The sequence below is a fragment of the Niabella beijingensis genome, from assembly GCF_020034665.1.
In the GTDB taxonomy this organism is placed as follows: domain Bacteria; phylum Bacteroidota; class Bacteroidia; order Chitinophagales; family Chitinophagaceae; genus Niabella; species Niabella beijingensis.
Window position 1 is genome coordinate 854,562 of the sequence record NZ_JAIQDI010000001.1, and the last position, 15,707, is coordinate 870,268.

The following is a 15,707-nucleotide window of genomic DNA, read 5'->3' on the forward strand; positions in this document are numbered from 1 at the left end:
TTGTGCTCATAAAACAAAAAGTATGAGACAATCACTACAACCATCCAACGCCTTTATCGCTGCATCCTGGCTGGCACTGCTGATCGGTATTACTGCTTACATCATCGGGCTGTGGAATGCCGAAATGGAGCTGAATGAAAAGGGCTACTATTTTACTGTATTAATGTTTGGTCTCTTCTCCGCCATATCGGTGCAGAAGGCCGTTCGCGACCAGCTGGAAGGTATTCCGGTCACCAATCTCTACTATGGGATCGCCTGGTTCACCACGATCCTCTCCATCGTTCTTCTTACAGTCGGATTGTGGAACGCCACGCTTACAAAAAGCGAAAAGGGATTTTATGCCATGTCTTTTACACTCAGCATTTTTGCCGCCATCGCTGTGCAGAAGAACACGAGGGACAGTAAGCCCGTTGATACTGATGAGCAGAAAACCAACGCAGACGCACCGGCATTTCCAAAGCTTGACCCATTTTAATTAACCCAGACCGAAAATATTGGGCTAACCCTCCAAAAGCGCCGGGCGACAGGATCTGTCGCCTTTTTATTTTACACGGCTGCTATATAAAAAAGGCGTAATCCCCGTTACGCTCCTGCTATCATAAAATATTTTTTAAAAGAAAACACCCAGCCGCAAGGCCCAGCGGTTCAGTACGACTTTGTCATCCTTCCAGTCTTTGTTGGTCGTAATATCGGTAAACCCGTTCTCCAGCCCCAGTCCGAAAAACAGGTCTGTTTTTTCAGCAAGACGGTATTCACCACCTGCTCCTACCAGCAATCCCATATTTACTTTATTGGTCTTGCTCATCACGTTAATATTATTATCGGAGGTATTGCCAAAAGAATAATTCAGCCGGGAGCCGATCAATGCGCCCACATAAGTGCCAAACTGGCCCCACCAGCGGAAGCCGTTGTTCTCATTTGTTTTCAGTTTTATACTCAATGGGATCTGGACGTATTTCAGTTTCAGCTTATAGCGCTGAGCTGCTCCGGCGGCCTCATCCCGGTACAATCCTTTACCGGCATCATTGTACAGCAAGGAAGAAACAGCATGTTGCACTTCCAGACCGGTTGCAAAGGCCCCGCGATTGTCCGCAAATTGTATATCCGCCATCAGCCCGTAATTGACACCAAATCCGGAACCGTCTTTTTCAATTCCGTTTTCCAACGGGCGAAGCGCGTTTACAAAAACGGGGTCTACTTTAAAACCCAGTCTTACCTTCCGGCCGTAAATCCCCTCCTGTGCAAACAGCCCCGTACCAAACAGGCTGCAACATATCGTCAGCAATAAAGCGTTCTTCATTTTTTAAAATTTGTCCAAAAGTAGGCCTTGCGGTGTAAAGGAGCAAATCGCCCGATCGCCATATCCGGCGCCGGCAATACCGTTGGCCTCAAAGAATATTCACCTCCGGATGCAGTTCCACGCCGTACCGTTCCGATACGGTCCGCACGACGAGATCGCAGACTTCAAGGATCTCAGCGCCTGTGGCCTTGCCATAATTCACAAGCACCAGTGCCTGTTTTTCATGAACCCCGGCATCACCTTTCCGGTAACCTTTCAATCCTGCATGCTCAATAAGCCAGCCCGCAGCCAGCTTCATAGTACCATCTTCATTTTCATAGGCCACCAGGTCGGGATAGGCCGCTTTCAGCGATACATATTTACTTTTATCTACAGAAGGATTTTTAAAGAAACTGCCGGCATTACCGATCACAGCAGGATCCGGAAGTTTTGAAGAACGGATGTTGATCACCGCCTGTGCAATGGCCTGTATGGAAAGCGTTGAAACATGCAGGCGCTCCAGCTCCTGGCGAATGGCACCGTATTCGATATGGAATACCGGTTTTTTTCGCAACCGGTAGGTCACATCGGTAATTACAAACTGGTCTTTATACAGATTCTTAAATACACTTTCCCGGTAACCAAATGCACAGGCTTCATGGGTAAAGGTACGGGTATAGCCCTCGTGACGATGTACCGCGGTAAGCTCCTGGAATACATCCCTGATCTCTACCCCGTAAGCCCCGATATTCTGCATCGGCGATGCACCTACGCAACCCGGGATCAGCGCAAGGTTCTCCACGCCGGCATATTCCTGCTCGAGGCAATGCAGTACAAACCGGTGCCATACTTCTCCCGCGCTTACTTTTACAAAAACAAAATCATCGTCCGCATCCAATACCTCGTATCCCTGCAATTCATTTTTGATAACAAGCCCCCTATAGTGCTCCGTCAGTAACAGGTTACTTCCCCCACCGATCACGAGGGAAGGCAATTCCCTTTTTTTTGCCCACTCCAGTGCCTCTTTTAATTCAGCCACAGAGGTAACAGCGGCAAAATGCCCGGCCCGGGCCTCAATGCCAAAACTGTTATAGGGTTTTAAAGAAAAATTATCCAGAATTTCCATAGCTTTAAAGTATTGCAAAGTAACATTATTCTTTCTATGGGAAAAAAAACCGCGGCAATAGTTGGTTCCGGCGGTCTCATCGGATCGCATTTACTACGGCACCTGTTGGATGACAGGGAATATGGTACCATAAGAACATTAATGCGGTGGCCTGCAGCGCCCACGCATCCCAGGCAGGAGGAAAAGCTGGTTGACTTCAACGATGCTGAGTCCATACTGCTGGCCCTCACAGATGTGGATGTCGTATTTTGTGCCATCGGCACCACACTGAAAAAAGTAGGCGGTGATAAGAAACGGTACTGGCAGATCGATCATGATATTCCGCTGCGTGTGTGCAGAATGGCGCTGGAGGCAGGCTGCCGGGAAATGGCAATGGTATCTGCGATCGGGGCCAACAGCAACAGCAGCAATTTTTATTTGCAGCTGAAGGGGAAAACGGAAGAAGATCTTATTGCCACCGGAATACCTGTCCTGCACCTTATGCAACCCAGCTTGTTGCTGGGCGACCGCAACGAGAAACGGCGGATGGAAGCCATCAGTCAGCGCATTATGAAACCTGCATCGGCACTGCTTTCCGGCTCCTGGTCGAAATACAAGGCCATCGATGCCGGCGATGTGGCCCGGGCAATGATCGAAGCCGTGCGGGTACCGCGTACCGGCGTCTTCCGTTATACCTGGAAAGAAATGATGGAGCTCTCTGACCAGTATACTTCAGACAGTTAGCGACTCTCTCATACGATTGGCAACGACCGGATAAAGCAGCAGCAACATCACGCCGATCAGCAGCGAAAGCGTAACATAACTAACCGACAGCCCGCCGATATCATAAACATTCAAAACACTTACGATCGCATAACTGGCGATCGATGTAACAATATAACTGCCGCCGCTGGTAACCCCACCAGACATACCCGCCATTCCCGGAAACCGTGTCAGGCAATAAGTAAAATAACAATTGTAGATATACCCCATCTGAAAATGCAATAAGGCCACAAATACCATCATAAAAAGGATGTGGTGATAATACGATGCAGCCAGGTACATAATGACGGCGATCCCCAGCTGCACCAGCAGTCCGTTCCTCAGCTTCCGGAAAAAGGGTTTTTGTATCAGCCATTTGCCAAACAATCCGCCGGCGAGCAATGCCAGACCGGATACCAGCGCACTGTATCCCGTTTGTACAGCGGTATAATGAAATACATTTTCGATAATGAATGGAGCCGCCATATTGAATACGATGACCATTGAATAACACAATCCCAGTATCAGGATACCATAGCTAAAATCCCGTGCCGACAGCAATTGCCTGTAGGCACCGAGGATCGCATTCAGCCGGAACGGACGCCGTTCCTTCAATGTCTCCCCGCTAAAGATCCCTTCCAGGATCAGCAGTATCAATGCATAGATCCCCAGGAAATAAAAATTGGACCGCCATCCGAAAAAATGCTCCAGGTAACCGCCTAAAAAAGGCGCCAGTATGGGGGCAGCCGACCATACAATGGAAAGCAGACTGGTATAGTGTTTCTGTTTTTCCCCTTCATACACATCGATAAAGAAAGAACGTTTTGCCACCATGATGATCGCCAGCAGAAAGCCCTGTATTCCCCGCGTGATCAGCAGCCAGTTGATACTATTGAGTTGTGTGATCAGGAAATTGGTGAGTACAAAAAGCGCCAGGGCGGTCATCCCGATCCGGTACCTTCCGAAACTGTCCACCAGGCTTCCCACAAAAAGCTGGGAAACGCCATAACTGATCAGGTACACCGTCATGGTCAGCCGGATATGGGAAGCTGTTGTATGCAGCCCTTCCACCATCTGAGGGAACGAAGGTATATAGATATCCATGGCGAGCCCCGAAATGGGGATCAGTAAAAACGCCAGCACTGTAGGTATTCCTGTTTGCCCCTTGGTGATCTTCCGCATAAAACGATCTTTTAAAATGAAGCAGTAAAGCTACCGCGCCCTGTTCGTTTTACGGGTACCCGATTCAAATCAATTTATACAGAAATCAAACATGAATAAAAAAAGCTTTCCGGTATTGTCCCGGGCTTTCACCGGTGTGTTTTCGAAAGAACTGTGAAAAGTGCTGTACGTATTCAAAGCCCAGGCTGTTGCCGATCTCTGAAATATTCCAGTCGGAGTTTTTCAGAAGGTCCGTTGCTTCTTCCAGCATACGCTCCTGGATGATGCGACTGGTAGACTTGCCCGTCAGCTTCCGGACGGTATGATTGAGGTGGTTCACGTGTACGTGCAGCAGTCCGGCAAAATCGCCGGGGTTCCGGTAACGGAGTACGGTATCCGGGGCATCAATGGGAAACTGACCATTTAATAATTGCAGAAAACCGGATACCAGCCGGTCCGGACGTTCTGATTTTTCATCACTCATACTGCGTGCCTTCTGAAACCGGATCACTGTGTTCAGGATCAACCGTAAAAAGCTGAGCATAAGCTCCTTTTTATACGGCAAAGTGCTGCAGTACTCCTTTTCCATCAGCTGGAAATAACTGTACAGCGTATTGTATTCATCACCGGACAGCAACAGGAAAGGAAACAGCTGGTTCCCCAGCACTTTCTGCACTTTTTTAAATTCGCGTTTCAGGTCGGGTGTCAGATACAATTCATTAAAGACGCTCAGGTAGCCGCCCTGTGCTTCGCGGTACGTATCAAAACCCATTTTAATATCCGGATCAGTAAAACAGATCACCGGCTGGTCAATCGTTACCTCGCCTTCGCCCGTACGGAATACTGCACCTCCTGTGGAAAGACAGATCTTGTAATAATCCCTGCGGTGAAACGGCAATGACCGCAGGCTGTTTTGCCGTTTCAGCACATTGAAATGTTGTGATTTTCCGCCCGATTTGATCAGATCATCGGGCACTGCACGGCCGGTGGATCTGTAATATTGCACAATGGTCTCAAGAAATTCCATATGCAAATTTACAAAAATCAAATATCAATAAAAAAACCGCAGCACAATGCCGGTAAAGGACTCCCGTATTAAAAATTCGCGGAATGCCGGAAATTTTGTAAATTACTATATGAACTGGGACGTACAGACCTTCTCAGCTGCTGCGCTGGGCATTGCACTGGCCGCCTGCTGCGGCTTCAGGGTTTTTGTTCCCATGCTGATTGCCGGACTGGCCGGCCGTTTTGAGCTGTTCCATTTTTCCGAAAATTTTGTGTGGTTGTCTTCCATGCCGGCGTTGATCACCCTTGGGATCGCCACTGTATTTGAGATTGCGGGCTATTATATCCCTTTTATTGATAATATCCTGGACACCATTGCTGCTCCCCTGGCGGCTGTTGCTGGTACGCTGCTGGCTACCTCGGTAATCCCCATTGAAAACGACTGGATGAAATGGATCACAGGTATCATTGCCGGCGGGGGCAGTGCGGGACTGATCGCATCCGGTACCGGGCTGCTCCGGTTACTAAGCAGCAAGACCACGCTTGGCGTGGGCAACAATGTGGTAGCTACCGGGGAGAATGCCGCGGCCATCGGGGGATCCGTACTCAGCTTTCTTATTCCTGTGATCATGGCCGTGTTGTTCATCCTGTTCTTTATCTGGATGATCCGCAAAATGATCCGCCGGGTACGCGGCAACAAAACTTCAGTCAGTCAGAGTCATTGATGCCGCAACGGCACGCACCACTTCCCGTTTCCCCGGAGGCCCTTTTAATTTCTGCACCACAAACCCCGCTTCCTGAAGGGTTTTACGCACTGCCGATTTGGAGCAATAGGTCACCAGCACAGCCCCATCTTTCATAGCACTGCGTATTTTTTTAAACACATCCGCTGTCCATAATTCCGGTTGGTCCCCGGGGGCAAACGCATCAAAATAGCAGATATCAATGTTCCGGCCGGGCTGGTAATCCAGCAGGTCTGCATGAACCTTTTTAAGCAGCAGCCCTTCCTGTAATAAAATTTCCGTATCCCAGGGAGCTGTCATCAGCTGCCGGTATAAATCAGGTGCATTGGTAAATGAACCGTAGTTGAGCTGCCCGTAAACAGCCGGCATTAACGGGTAGCGGTCCAAACTCGTATAGTATACGTTTACTTCCTGTGTGCGTAGTGCCAGTGCGGTCAGCAGGGTATTCAGACCGGTACCAAAACCGATCTCCAGCAGGCGGAGCTCCCGGGGCCGGTGCAGCTCCAGGTAATAGTTCAATCCGTTCCCGATAAATACCTGTGCAGACTCTGTAAAAGCGCCCCGCACGGAATGAAAGCTGATATCCGTTCCGCCAACACCGACACTGTCGGAGCCGTCACCGGAACGAATAATATGGTAATCCGGATCCTGCATTAGTTATTGATCTGAAGCAGTACTACTTTTCCATCCATGGTCGTCACCGCAATTTTACGGTCATTGATAAACTGAAGATCATGTATCAGGCAATTTGCTACTTTATGCACCCATACGGTAGCGCCGGTCTTCCGGTCAAATGCGGCAATAACCCCTTTATCGCTGAAAGCATATACCCGTCCGTTCCGTTCGGTTATTTTTGAAGGGTTCAATTCGTAGTTAAAAACATTCCCGGTTTTCCACACAATAACGGCACTGTCGGCCTTTGTATCAATCCCTACCAGGTGTCCCTGCATGGTTTTGGCGAATACCAGTTTTTTATCTGCCGATAACCCCATCGACTCCCGTACGGAATGCTCGTTCCAGCGGTGTTTCCAGATCAGCCTGCCCGTAGCAGCGTCCAATGCGCTCATATAACGGTCCGGCGCCACTATAAAGATGCGGCCAAAGGCCGTTACCGGCAAACAGGATGCCGGCGAAAGCATCCGGTTTCCATAGCCATCGGTAAAGACCCATTCCGCTTTCCCGGTTTTACTGTTGAGTGCATATAACTGATTGCCCCAGCTGCCAAAGATCAGTTTGCCATCTGTATAGAGCGGTGTAGCTTTTACAAAATTCCGGACACTATCATAGTGCCAGATCAGCTTGCCATCCGAAAGACGCAGCGCTCTGAATTTTCCCTCGGAAGACCCTACGAAAACAGTTCCTTCCTTTATAACCGGCGTGGCAACGATGGACTTTTCAGTGGCGGTTGACCAGAGCAGTTTCCCATTGTCGGCATTAAGGCAATAAATGGTTCCGTCTGTGGAAGGGATCACCAGCCGGTTCTTTTCAATCGCCGGCGCTGCGTAGATCTTTCCCCCGGTCACAAACCGCCATACCACCCGGTTTGCAGCGGGATCAATGGCCAGCACCCTTCCGCGGCTGTCGGGTGTAAGGATCCGGTTTTTATACAATACAAAACCGTTACCAATATCCGACGAATCCTGGTACCGCCATACTTCTTTTACCTGCGGATACTGTTGATTTACGGCATAAGACGGCCGGAACCATTTTTGTGTGTCTGTATCCAGATGATGGTCCTTTAATTCCACAACTGCCCATTCTTTCTTTGTTTCCCGCCCCGGTTTTCGTTCGCGGTAAGTGGCGCGTCCGTTCTCTATGGTAATAATGTTGTAGCCGCCGATGCTGTCCTTAGCCCTCAGGTTAGAGCGCCCCATTACCCCGGGGATGCCTTCGAAATCGTATTGCCGGTTCTGGTGTCCGTGCCCGCACATATACAATTGTATATTGTGTCTCTTCAGCCGGTCGGCGATCTCGTACCAGTTATTTAATGAAGAATCCAGCGGATAGTGATCTACGAATATGATCGGTTCTCTTGCAGGGATGGTGGCCAGCACCGAATCCAGCCATACAATATTGCCGTAAGGCACCTGGCCCGGACTCATTTTCATATTGGGGCCGCAATTGGCACCCAGGAAATGAATGCCTTCATAACTGAAGGCGAATACTTCATTGCCGAATATACGGTTAAAGGTATTGGTACCGCTTTCCGACCAGTTATCATCATGATTGCCCGGAACGATGTACCAGGGCTTGTTCAGCGAATCCAGTAGCTGCCTGGCCAGCTGTATTTCCGTATCGGCGCCGAATTCTGTGATATCCCCGGAAGCGATCACAAAGCGGATATCCGGGTTCGCATTGATGTCTCTTACCGTTCTGCGGAGATCTTCATCTGCATCATGAGAGCCGATATGAAGGTCGGAGATCTGGGCAAATTGAAAAGAAGGTTGGGCAGCAGCCAGTTTTACAAAAAAGCAGTAAAGGCCAATAAAGAGGATTCGTTTCATTGGAGAAAGATAGGCAAGATATCCTTACCGGCAAATCCATCTGTCAAAAACCGGTATCAATTTTTAGTTAAGCAGAAAACGCCCCAGCGCGTCCACCGTCGCCAGAAGGTGATCGGCCTTATGTTCCCTCAGCTCCATCTCGGTACCGTACCCATACAATACGCCGGCCGCGGTCACTCCATTATTCCGGGCACCGATGAGATCATATTTCCGGTCGCCCACCATAACAGTGGCAGCCGGATCCAGCTCATATAATGTCAATGTGTGCCGGATCAATGCTGTTTTGTCGGCCATTGTATGATCCGGGTTGCTGCCGATAATGTCTTCAAAAAAAACATCCAGTTTAAAATGCCCGGCAATAGTGCGGGCAAAAGCCTGTTGTTTGGAGGTAACCACAAAAAGCCGGTGCCGGGCAGCAGCCAGTTGTTCCAGCAGGGGCTTAATCCCATCATATAGATTATTTTCATACAGGCCTTTATCCTGGTAATATTCCCTGTAAAAAGCGACAGCACTATTCACCGCTTCGTCGGCAAGTGCATACCGGGTTTTAAATGTATGGTGTAAGGGAGGGCCGATAAACTGTCGGAGGGATTCCGGATCTGTTTCACGGATATTCATCTTTTCCAGTGCAAAAAGCACGGCATTTTGTATGCCCTGACTGGAATCCGTTAGGGTTCCGTCCATATCAAAAAAGATATTTTTCATAAACTTCAAATAAAAAACCTGTGGAGCAGTGATCATTCACGGCAACCCACAGGTATCGTGGAGGCGAGGGGAGTCGAACCCCTGTCCAAACATATCCTTCAAAAGCCTTCTACATGCTTATTTCTTATATTAATTGTCGGTAAGGAGCAGGGAAAGAACAAACCAATTCCTTACTTAGCTGTATGGGTCTTTTGCTACCGGCACAGCCTGAGGTAACAGCATCCTGTTTTTGTTTGATGAGTCGGCGGCGGAGCGTGGTAACAGAACAACCGGCTCAACGCGGCCCTAATGACTACTTAATCACTGATTAGGCAGCCATGGCATACTGAGTATTGCCATTTAAAATTTGAGTATTCAGATTAACGGGCTAATTACACAACGCCCGGCATGCTTCTACCTTCAAAGATCTACGCTGTCAAAACCAAACGCCCCCTGACGATTGTTCATCCAGAAATCAGCATACAAAGATACGGATTAAAAAGGAGATTTATAACGCTCAATCAGGCCCATCGCAATTTCAGGGTATAGGACAAGATTTTCTATATACTTCCGGCTTTTCATCTTCTTGATATGCTGCTCCACTTTCCGTGCCTGAAGATAACTAAGATCTGCAATTGTAAAATAAAGCTCCCAATCCGAATACCGCGCAGTAAAACTTCCCGCATGCTTCTTGTCCCGATGTTCGTTCAAACGATCGCTGAGCTCAAGACAACTACCGATGTAAAATCTCTTTGCTGCAGGTGAATACAGAATGTATACATAGGCCATAAATATCGTTTTTACGCTGTCAATCCCGATAGCTATCGGGACAAACGCCCCCTGACGATTGTTCATCCAGAAATCAGCATACAAAGATACGGATTAAAAAGGAGATTTATATTGTTCGATTAAGTTTGTACCTATTGGTGAAACAGGGCGGCCAGGGTCTCCGATTTAGAACACAACCCTCAACAACCGCAAAGCATTCTGTGCTTCTGTAGCATCCTCAACCGGTTACTTCACCCGGTTGAGCACCTCCCAGTTATCGCCCTGCTTTTCATTTTCAGTAATGGCTATACCGATTCGCACCAACAGGGTACCATCCGATCGGCGCTGGATCCAGTTTGTGCCCGACAACCGGTCGTCTGCATCAGTCCCGCCCTCCCGGTAATCATTCGCTTCATAGAACTGTGCCAGCCGGGTAAGTTCGGTACCGAACCGGGTGCTGCCGGCAAGCGAACGCAGCACTGTAAGCAACAGTTCTTTTTTTGCCAGGGCACTGCTGGTATCCATGTTGCTGTGCTTCATCCCAACCTCAAAGTAAAGCTCCGTATTATCGCAACCCGCTAAGCAGGCAGTGATACTGGTATCCCCTGCACTCATTTTCTCTTCCAGCGTTTCGGTAAAATTATGTTCGTCGATACTGCGCTTCCGGATCACTGTTACCGGGCCGTTATTGAAAATGCTTTTATCCTTCCGTCCCCCCAGCACGCAGTTGGTAAGGTAGCTGGTTTCATAAAGATTGCCTTCCTTATACACAAAATGAAAATCCCGTGGCGCGGTCTCATTTGCATCCGGGTAGTTCCGGAAATTCTTTGATAGCGAAACCGTAAGGATCCCTTTGTCGAACCGGTAATCTGAAATGATATTATACGAAAAAGGAGCATAGGTTAAGATGGAGTGATGCTGACCATATTGAAGACTGTCCTTCATAATGTAATAGTCCAGCTGACCGTTTGTTTGTGCGCTTCCTCCCAACATGCCTTCCGATTCCCTTCGGATGATATAATCCGGTATCCGGTCCCCGTTCAGGTCCTCCCGGGCAACGATCGAATAATAAACGGAATACGGCATTCCTTCATCTTCCAGCGCAATGGAAAAAGGCAGACTGTCCAGGTTCAGCTCTTTGTACCGGCCATCCGGACTTTCGCCCATCACAAGTTGTTTTAAAAAATGGTAAGCCGCACTTCCCGTATCCAATGCCGTGTGTTGCAGTGCAGGAGGCTGTTTTGCGGACATGCTGTTATCCTGTGCCGATACAGCAACCGGAGCAGTTGTTGTTTTTTCCTGATCGGTTTTACAGGCCTGCACCAGTATTGCCAGGATAAGGCAATAACCTATTGTCCTTCCCAGGTTTTTCATTGCTGTATTTATATAAACCGGCTACTTGAAGAGCCTGAAAATATCCAGTCCCAATGCATAGGCCATCAGCCCCAGCAGCAGCACCATACCCACCATCTGTGCATACTCCATAAATTTATCGCCCGGCTTCCGCCCGGTGATCATTTCATAAAGCGTGAACAGGGCATGACCGCCATCCAGCGCCGGTATGGGCAGCACATTCATAAATGCCAGGATAATGGAGAACAAACCCGTCATCGTCCAGAACCGTTCCCAGTCCCAGGATCCGCCGAATGTTTTACCGATGCTGATCACACTGCCGAGGTTATCACTTACGGCATGTTCCTTGGAAGTGAACAGCAGCTTGATCCCTTCAATATATTCCAGCAAGCGGTTAACACCGTATTTAATACCTGCGGGGATGGACTCCAGAAAACCATACTCCTTTTTTTCAAAGGTGATGAATTTCAATGCCGACTGGGTGCTATACCCCACTTTTCCGGCATCATTGAGTTTAGCCCCTACCTGTACTGTATCCGTATTATTGCGAAGTACATTCAGCGTGACCGTTTTGTTCTTATAGTTTTTCACCTGCCTTGCAAAGTCGCTATAGTACAATGCAGGTGTACCGTTAATACCGATGATGCGGTCGCCCTTCAGTAAATTGCCGGAAGTAAATTTAGCAATGGATTTGTCCACACTGTCGACCACGTTCGGGAACCGCACCGCAACAAAATTCTTTAACTGGTTCCGGGTCAGTTCTTTTAAAAAGCCCGGAGGAAAATTGATCACGGTATCCTTTCCATCCCTTCTTATGCTGAGCGCATTTTTTTCATTCAGCAGCAGCCGCTTGGGCAGGTCATCAAAATAAACCAGTTCCTGGTTGTTCACCTTAGTGATTACATCCCCGTCGCGCAGTCCTACTTTCAGTGCCATGGAATCCGCTGCGATACCGTATTTCATATTTGCCACCGGCAGTTTCTCCTCTCCCCAAACAAAAAGGATCATGGCAAAAATGATAAGCGCCAGCACGAAGTTGATGATCACCCCGGCCAGCATGATGATCAGACGCTGCCAGGCGGGCTTTGAGCGGAACTCCCAGGGCTGGGCCGGTTGTTTCATCGCCTCTTTGTCCATACTTTCATCGATCATCCCGCTGATCTTCACATAGCCCCCCAGCGGCACCCAGCCGATACCATATTCCGTTTCGCCGATCTTTTTTTTCCAGAGGGAGAACCAGGGGTTGAAGAACAGGTAGAATTTCTCAACGCGGCAGCCGAACCATTTGGCAGTGATAAAATGCCCGAATTCGTGTAAAGCAATCAGGATGGAGAAGGATAAAATAAACTGACCTACATTAGCGCCAAAGGCCGACCAGTTAAAAGCTAATAAAACCATGTATTATTAATAAGATATATAATTTTTATTCCGGGTGCAAAGATAGGGTGATAAAAATTCTAAACTTCAACTATCAAATCCCAAATATCCGGTTCCCGTAACAATTAACAACTGCTTATAACCGGATGATATCCGCCGCCAGTGTACGTGCCTCCGCATCGCTGTCTAAATAATCGGTCAGGGACGGTTTTTTCACATGGGTGACCTGCTGCATTACCTTTTCGATCACATCGGTCATTTCGAGGAAACCGATCCGGTTTTTCAAAAAGGCGTATACGGCGATCTCATTGGCGGCATTCATCACACAGGGAAGGTTGCCGCCGGTTTCCAGCGCTTCCATGGCCAGGGCCAGGTTGCGGAATGTTTTCAGATCCGGTTCTTCAAACGTAAACGTGTTCATCCGTTTGAAATCAAAACGGGGGTGGTCATTGAGGATCCGCGACGGGAACCCCATGGCATACTGGATCGGCAGCCGCATATCCGGCAATCCGACCTGCGCCTTGATGCTGCCGTCTTCAAACTGTACCATGCTGTGGATAGCGCTTTGGGGATGAATCAGCACATCGATCTGATCGGGCTTGAGGTTGAAAAGCCATTTGGCTTCGATCATTTCCAGCCCTTTATTCATCAGGGTGGCAGAATCTATGGAGATCTTTGCCCCCATTTCCCAGTTGGGATGCTGAAGGGCATGTTCTCTTTTTACATTTACCAGGTAATTGGGTTTGCGCCCGATAAAGGGACCACCCGATGCGGTAAGGTATACTTTTTCGATCTTGTTACGCGTTTCCCCGATCAGGCATTGAAAGATGGCAGAGTGTTCGGAGTCCACAGGTATGATGGGTACCCGTTTTTCCACCGCCATATTCATTACGATATCACCGGCAACCACCAGGGTTTCCTTATTGGCCAGGGCGACGGCCTTCCCGTTCTCAATCGCTTTTATAGTAGGTTTGAACCCCGCAAATCCCACGATTGCTGCCAGCATCAGATCATATACATCCATAGCGGCCACTTCTTCCAGTGCGTCCTCTCCTGCAAACACTTTAATATCCGTTTTGCCAAGTGCATCTTTTACCGCTCCGTACCGGCTCTCATCGCCTATTACCACAATATTGGGATTACAGGCAAGGGCCTGCTCGACCAGCAGCTGATCATTTGAAAAAGCCGTTAATACTTCTACCGAAAATTTATCCGGGTTCTTTTCTATTACATCCAGGGCTTGCTTTCCGATAGAACCGGTAGAGCCAAAAATGGCTATTCGTTTTATCATACGTTCGTCTCCTATTTGCGTTTCTAGTGTTTCTGACTTAAAGCGGCTAAGATAGGGGCTGTTTCAGGAATAAAAAAATGCTTAATTCCTGATCCATTGCGACAGTCCTTCCGCAATTTTACGGTCATTGCTAAGGCGGGGTACTTTGTTTTGTCCGCCCAGCTTGCCGACCGACCGCATGTAATCGATGAACCCGTTTTTCCGGACCGGTGTAATGATCAGGTGTTGTAAAATATTGCCCGAGATAAGGTCATCATAATACGAATTCTTTTCTCTCAGATAGGTGTCTACTTTCTGAGAAAAGCCGGGCATATCCTCCGGTTCATTCTCAAATTCGATGAACCACTGGTGATAGGATTTTCCGGCATCGGCGCTTACATAAGGCGCAACCGTAAATTCCGTAATGTGTACATTATGCTCTTTGGCCGCCCTTAAAAGGCTGTATTCCACTTCTTCACCGATCACATGCTCCCCGAACGCGGAAATAAAATGTTTGGTGCGCCCGGTAACCACCAGCCGGTACGGATCCAGGGATACAAATTTCACCATGTCGCCGATATCATATCCCCACAAACCCGCATTGCTGTTGATGATCAATGCATAATTAACCCCCGTCTCCACTTCCCCCAGCGACAGGCGTCTCGGGTTTTCCTTTCCGATCTCATCCGCGGGAATGAACTCAAAAAAGATGCCGCTATTGGTATTGAGCAGCAACCCCGGCTCCGTTTGCGTATCCTGGAAGGCGAAGAAGCCTTCTGAAGCGGGAAAGGTTTCAATACCGTCCACTTTTCGGCCAATGCTTTGAAGCAGTTTCGCCTGGTAAGGTTCAAAATTCACGCCTCCGTAAACCATAACAGAAAAATTCGGGAACAACTCGCCCACGGGTTTGCCGGAGCGCTTTATCAGTTCATCAAAATACATCTGTACCCATGGCGGAATACCGCTGATCAGGGTCATGTTCTGATGGATGGTCTCTTCCACGATCTTGCCCAGCTTGGTCTCCCAGTCTTCGATACAGTTGGTTTCATACTCCGGCAGCTGATTCTTACGCAGGTAACGGGGCACATGATGGTTCACAATGCCACTGAGGCGCCCGGTGGGGACACCTCCCACCCGCTCCAGTTCCGGTGAACCGCTCAGAAAGATCAGTTTTCCATCTGCAAAGCCTGTATTCCCTGTTTCTGCCATATAGCACAAAAGGGCGTTCCGCGCGCCGTTTATATGATTACTGATCGATTCCTTGGAGATCGGGATGTATTTGGTACCACTTACCGTACCGGATGTTTTGGCAAAATACAGGGGCTGCCCCTTCCAGAGCACATTGTGCTTGCCTGCTTTCACTTCTTCGATATACGATTTGAGCTGTTCGTAGTTCCGGACCGGGACCGCTTGCCTAAACTGCTTGTAATCATTTAGTTCCGAAAAATTATGATCCTTTCCGAACTGGGTGAGCCGCGCCGTCTTAATCAGGTATTTGAGAATATTTTCCTGATCCTCAACCGCCGTATGCATTCCTTTTTTTATATTTTTGGAAACAATCGATGCAAAGGGCTTGGCCAGGAACGATTTGAATTTCATTGCATTAATCCATTTTTTCGATGCTGCCGGGATACCGGAAGTACAAATATAATGTTTGTTGACAGAGAAGGAATAGATCCGGTAATATATATTTGGC

General features: G+C 48.4%; 15 protein-coding genes and 1 other RNA gene. 3 read left to right on the forward strand and 13 right to left on the reverse strand.

The window, feature by feature from the left end; translation table 11 throughout:
* Window positions 1–22: 22 nt before the first annotated feature.
* Window positions 23–475 (forward strand): inner membrane protein YiaA, encoded by a 453-nt coding sequence (gene yiaA / locus K7B07_RS03700; protein WP_223707576.1) that lies wholly within the window; start codon window positions 23–25, stop codon window positions 473–475.
* Between the two features lie 135 nt (window positions 476–610).
* On the opposite strand, the gene K7B07_RS03705 is transcribed toward yiaA, so the two are convergent.
* Window positions 611–1,300 carry a porin family protein gene (locus tag K7B07_RS03705; RefSeq protein ID WP_223707578.1) on the reverse strand — a complete coding sequence of 230 codons (690 nt, stop codon included), beginning with the start codon at window positions 1,298–1,300 and terminating at the stop codon, window positions 611–613.
* A gap of 88 nt (window positions 1,301–1,388) precedes the next feature.
* Complete coding sequence (murB, locus tag K7B07_RS03710) at window positions 1,389–2,495, reverse strand: UDP-N-acetylmuramate dehydrogenase (RefSeq protein ID WP_223707580.1); 1,107 nt, start codon at window positions 2,493–2,495, stop codon at window positions 1,389–1,391.
* Here murB and K7B07_RS03715 point away from each other — a divergent pair.
* Window positions 2,442–3,128, forward strand: a complete 687-nt coding sequence (locus K7B07_RS03715) for an NAD(P)H-binding protein (protein ID WP_223707582.1) — start codon at window positions 2,442–2,444, stop codon at window positions 3,126–3,128. The two genes, murB and K7B07_RS03715, sit on opposite strands and share 54 nt — an antisense overlap.
* Here K7B07_RS03715 and K7B07_RS03720 read toward each other — a convergent pair.
* Both K7B07_RS03720 and K7B07_RS03725 read right to left on the reverse strand, forming a co-directional pair.
* Window positions 3,117–4,328, reverse strand: coding sequence for an MFS transporter (locus K7B07_RS03720; protein WP_223707584.1), 1,212 nt, complete (start codon window positions 4,326–4,328; stop codon window positions 3,117–3,119). The genes K7B07_RS03715 and K7B07_RS03720 overlap by 12 nt on opposite strands.
* 85 nt (window positions 4,329–4,413) lie before the next feature.
* On the reverse strand, window positions 4,414–5,334 hold the full coding sequence (locus tag K7B07_RS03725; RefSeq protein ID WP_223707586.1) for an AraC family transcriptional regulator: 921 nt from the start codon (window positions 5,332–5,334) through the stop codon (window positions 4,414–4,416).
* A gap of 46 nt (window positions 5,335–5,380) precedes the next feature.
* Here K7B07_RS03725 and K7B07_RS03730 point away from each other — a divergent pair, with 46 nt between their 5' ends.
* On the forward strand, window positions 5,381–6,037 hold the full coding sequence (locus tag K7B07_RS03730) for a DUF4126 domain-containing protein (RefSeq protein WP_223707588.1): 657 nt from the start codon (window positions 5,381–5,383) through the stop codon (window positions 6,035–6,037).
* Here the strand turns inward: K7B07_RS03730 and mnmC2 are convergent.
* The 9 genes from mnmC2 to K7B07_RS03775 form a co-directional block, all read right to left on the reverse strand.
* Window positions 6,017–6,709 (reverse strand): tRNA (5-methylaminomethyl-2-thiouridine)(34)-methyltransferase MnmC2, encoded by a 693-nt coding sequence (gene mnmC2, locus K7B07_RS03735; protein WP_223707590.1) that lies wholly within the window; start codon window positions 6,707–6,709, stop codon window positions 6,017–6,019. The genes K7B07_RS03730 and mnmC2 overlap by 21 nt on opposite strands.
* Complete coding sequence (locus K7B07_RS03740) at window positions 6,709–8,559, reverse strand: outer membrane protein assembly factor BamB family protein (protein ID WP_223707592.1); 1,851 nt, start codon at window positions 8,557–8,559, stop codon at window positions 6,709–6,711. Before K7B07_RS03740 ends, mnmC2 begins: the two co-directional genes overlap by 1 nt.
* A 63-nt stretch (window positions 8,560–8,622) precedes the next feature.
* On the reverse strand, window positions 8,623–9,264 hold the full coding sequence (locus K7B07_RS03745; RefSeq protein WP_223707594.1) for an HAD hydrolase-like protein: 642 nt from the start codon (window positions 9,262–9,264) through the stop codon (window positions 8,623–8,625).
* 55 nt (window positions 9,265–9,319) lie between these two features.
* Window positions 9,320–9,697: a transfer-messenger RNA gene (gene ssrA / locus K7B07_RS03750) on the reverse strand.
* 41 nt (window positions 9,698–9,738) lie between these two features.
* Window positions 9,739–10,032 carry a GIY-YIG nuclease family protein gene (locus K7B07_RS03755; RefSeq protein ID WP_223707596.1) on the reverse strand — a complete coding sequence of 98 codons (294 nt, stop codon included), beginning with the start codon at window positions 10,030–10,032 and terminating at the stop codon, window positions 9,739–9,741.
* A 225-nt stretch (window positions 10,033–10,257) separates the two neighbouring features.
* Window positions 10,258–11,385, reverse strand: coding sequence for a hypothetical protein (locus K7B07_RS03760; protein ID WP_223707598.1), 1,128 nt, complete (start codon window positions 11,383–11,385; stop codon window positions 10,258–10,260).
* A 21-nt stretch (window positions 11,386–11,406) separates the two neighbouring features.
* Window positions 11,407–12,762, reverse strand: coding sequence for an RIP metalloprotease RseP (rseP, locus tag K7B07_RS03765; RefSeq protein WP_223707600.1), 1,356 nt, complete (start codon window positions 12,760–12,762; stop codon window positions 11,407–11,409).
* 115 nt (window positions 12,763–12,877) lie between these two features.
* Complete coding sequence (locus K7B07_RS03770) at window positions 12,878–14,032, reverse strand: 1-deoxy-D-xylulose-5-phosphate reductoisomerase (RefSeq protein ID WP_223707602.1); 1,155 nt, start codon at window positions 14,030–14,032, stop codon at window positions 12,878–12,880.
* Window positions 14,033–14,113: 81 nt separating this feature from the next.
* Window positions 14,114–15,610: a GH3 family acyl-acid amido synthetase gene (locus K7B07_RS03775; RefSeq protein ID WP_223707604.1), complete on the reverse strand. Its 1,497-nt coding sequence runs from the start codon at window positions 15,608–15,610 to the stop codon at window positions 14,114–14,116.
* Window positions 15,611–15,707: the final 97 nt, after the last annotated feature.

What these genes read in the sequence shown, in the direction of transcription:
- mnmC2 (WP_223707590.1), bottom strand. Translation starts at nt 6,709, where the DNA reads ATGCAGGATCCGGATTACCATATTATTCGTTCCGGTGACGGCTCCGAC.
- K7B07_RS03720 (WP_223707584.1), bottom strand. Translation starts at nt 4,328, where the DNA reads ATGCGGAAGATCACCAAGGGGCAAACAGGAATACCTACAGTGCTGGCG.
- K7B07_RS03730 (WP_223707588.1), top strand. Translation starts at nt 5,381, where the DNA reads ATGCCGGTAAAGGACTCCCGTATTAAAAATTCGCGGAATGCCGGAAAT.
- murB (WP_223707580.1), bottom strand. Translation starts at nt 2,495, where the DNA reads ATGCGATCCGATGAGACCGCCGGAACCAACTATTGCCGCGGTTTTTTT.
- K7B07_RS03705 (WP_223707578.1), bottom strand. Translation starts at nt 1,300, where the DNA reads ATGAAGAACGCTTTATTGCTGACGATATGTTGCAGCCTGTTTGGTACG.
- K7B07_RS03755 (WP_223707596.1), bottom strand. Translation starts at nt 10,032, where the DNA reads ATGGCCTATGTATACATTCTGTATTCACCTGCAGCAAAGAGATTTTAC.
- K7B07_RS03725 (WP_223707586.1), bottom strand. Translation starts at nt 5,334, where the DNA reads ATGGAATTTCTTGAGACCATTGTGCAATATTACAGATCCACCGGCCGT.
- K7B07_RS03775 (WP_223707604.1), bottom strand. Translation starts at nt 15,610, where the DNA reads ATGAAATTCAAATCGTTCCTGGCCAAGCCCTTTGCATCGATTGTTTCC.
- K7B07_RS03770 (WP_223707602.1), bottom strand. Translation starts at nt 14,032, where the DNA reads ATGATAAAACGAATAGCCATTTTTGGCTCTACCGGTTCTATCGGAAAG.
- K7B07_RS03740 (WP_223707592.1), bottom strand. Translation starts at nt 8,559, where the DNA reads ATGAAACGAATCCTCTTTATTGGCCTTTACTGCTTTTTTGTAAAACTG.
- yiaA (WP_223707576.1), top strand. Translation starts at nt 23, where the DNA reads ATGAGACAATCACTACAACCATCCAACGCCTTTATCGCTGCATCCTGG.
- K7B07_RS03760 (WP_223707598.1), bottom strand. Translation starts at nt 11,385, where the DNA reads ATGAAAAACCTGGGAAGGACAATAGGTTATTGCCTTATCCTGGCAATA.
- K7B07_RS03745 (WP_223707594.1), bottom strand. Translation starts at nt 9,264, where the DNA reads ATGAAAAATATCTTTTTTGATATGGACGGAACCCTAACGGATTCCAGT.
- K7B07_RS03715 (WP_223707582.1), top strand. Translation starts at nt 2,442, where the DNA reads ATGGGAAAAAAAACCGCGGCAATAGTTGGTTCCGGCGGTCTCATCGGA.
- rseP (WP_223707600.1), bottom strand. Translation starts at nt 12,762, where the DNA reads ATGGTTTTATTAGCTTTTAACTGGTCGGCCTTTGGCGCTAATGTAGGT.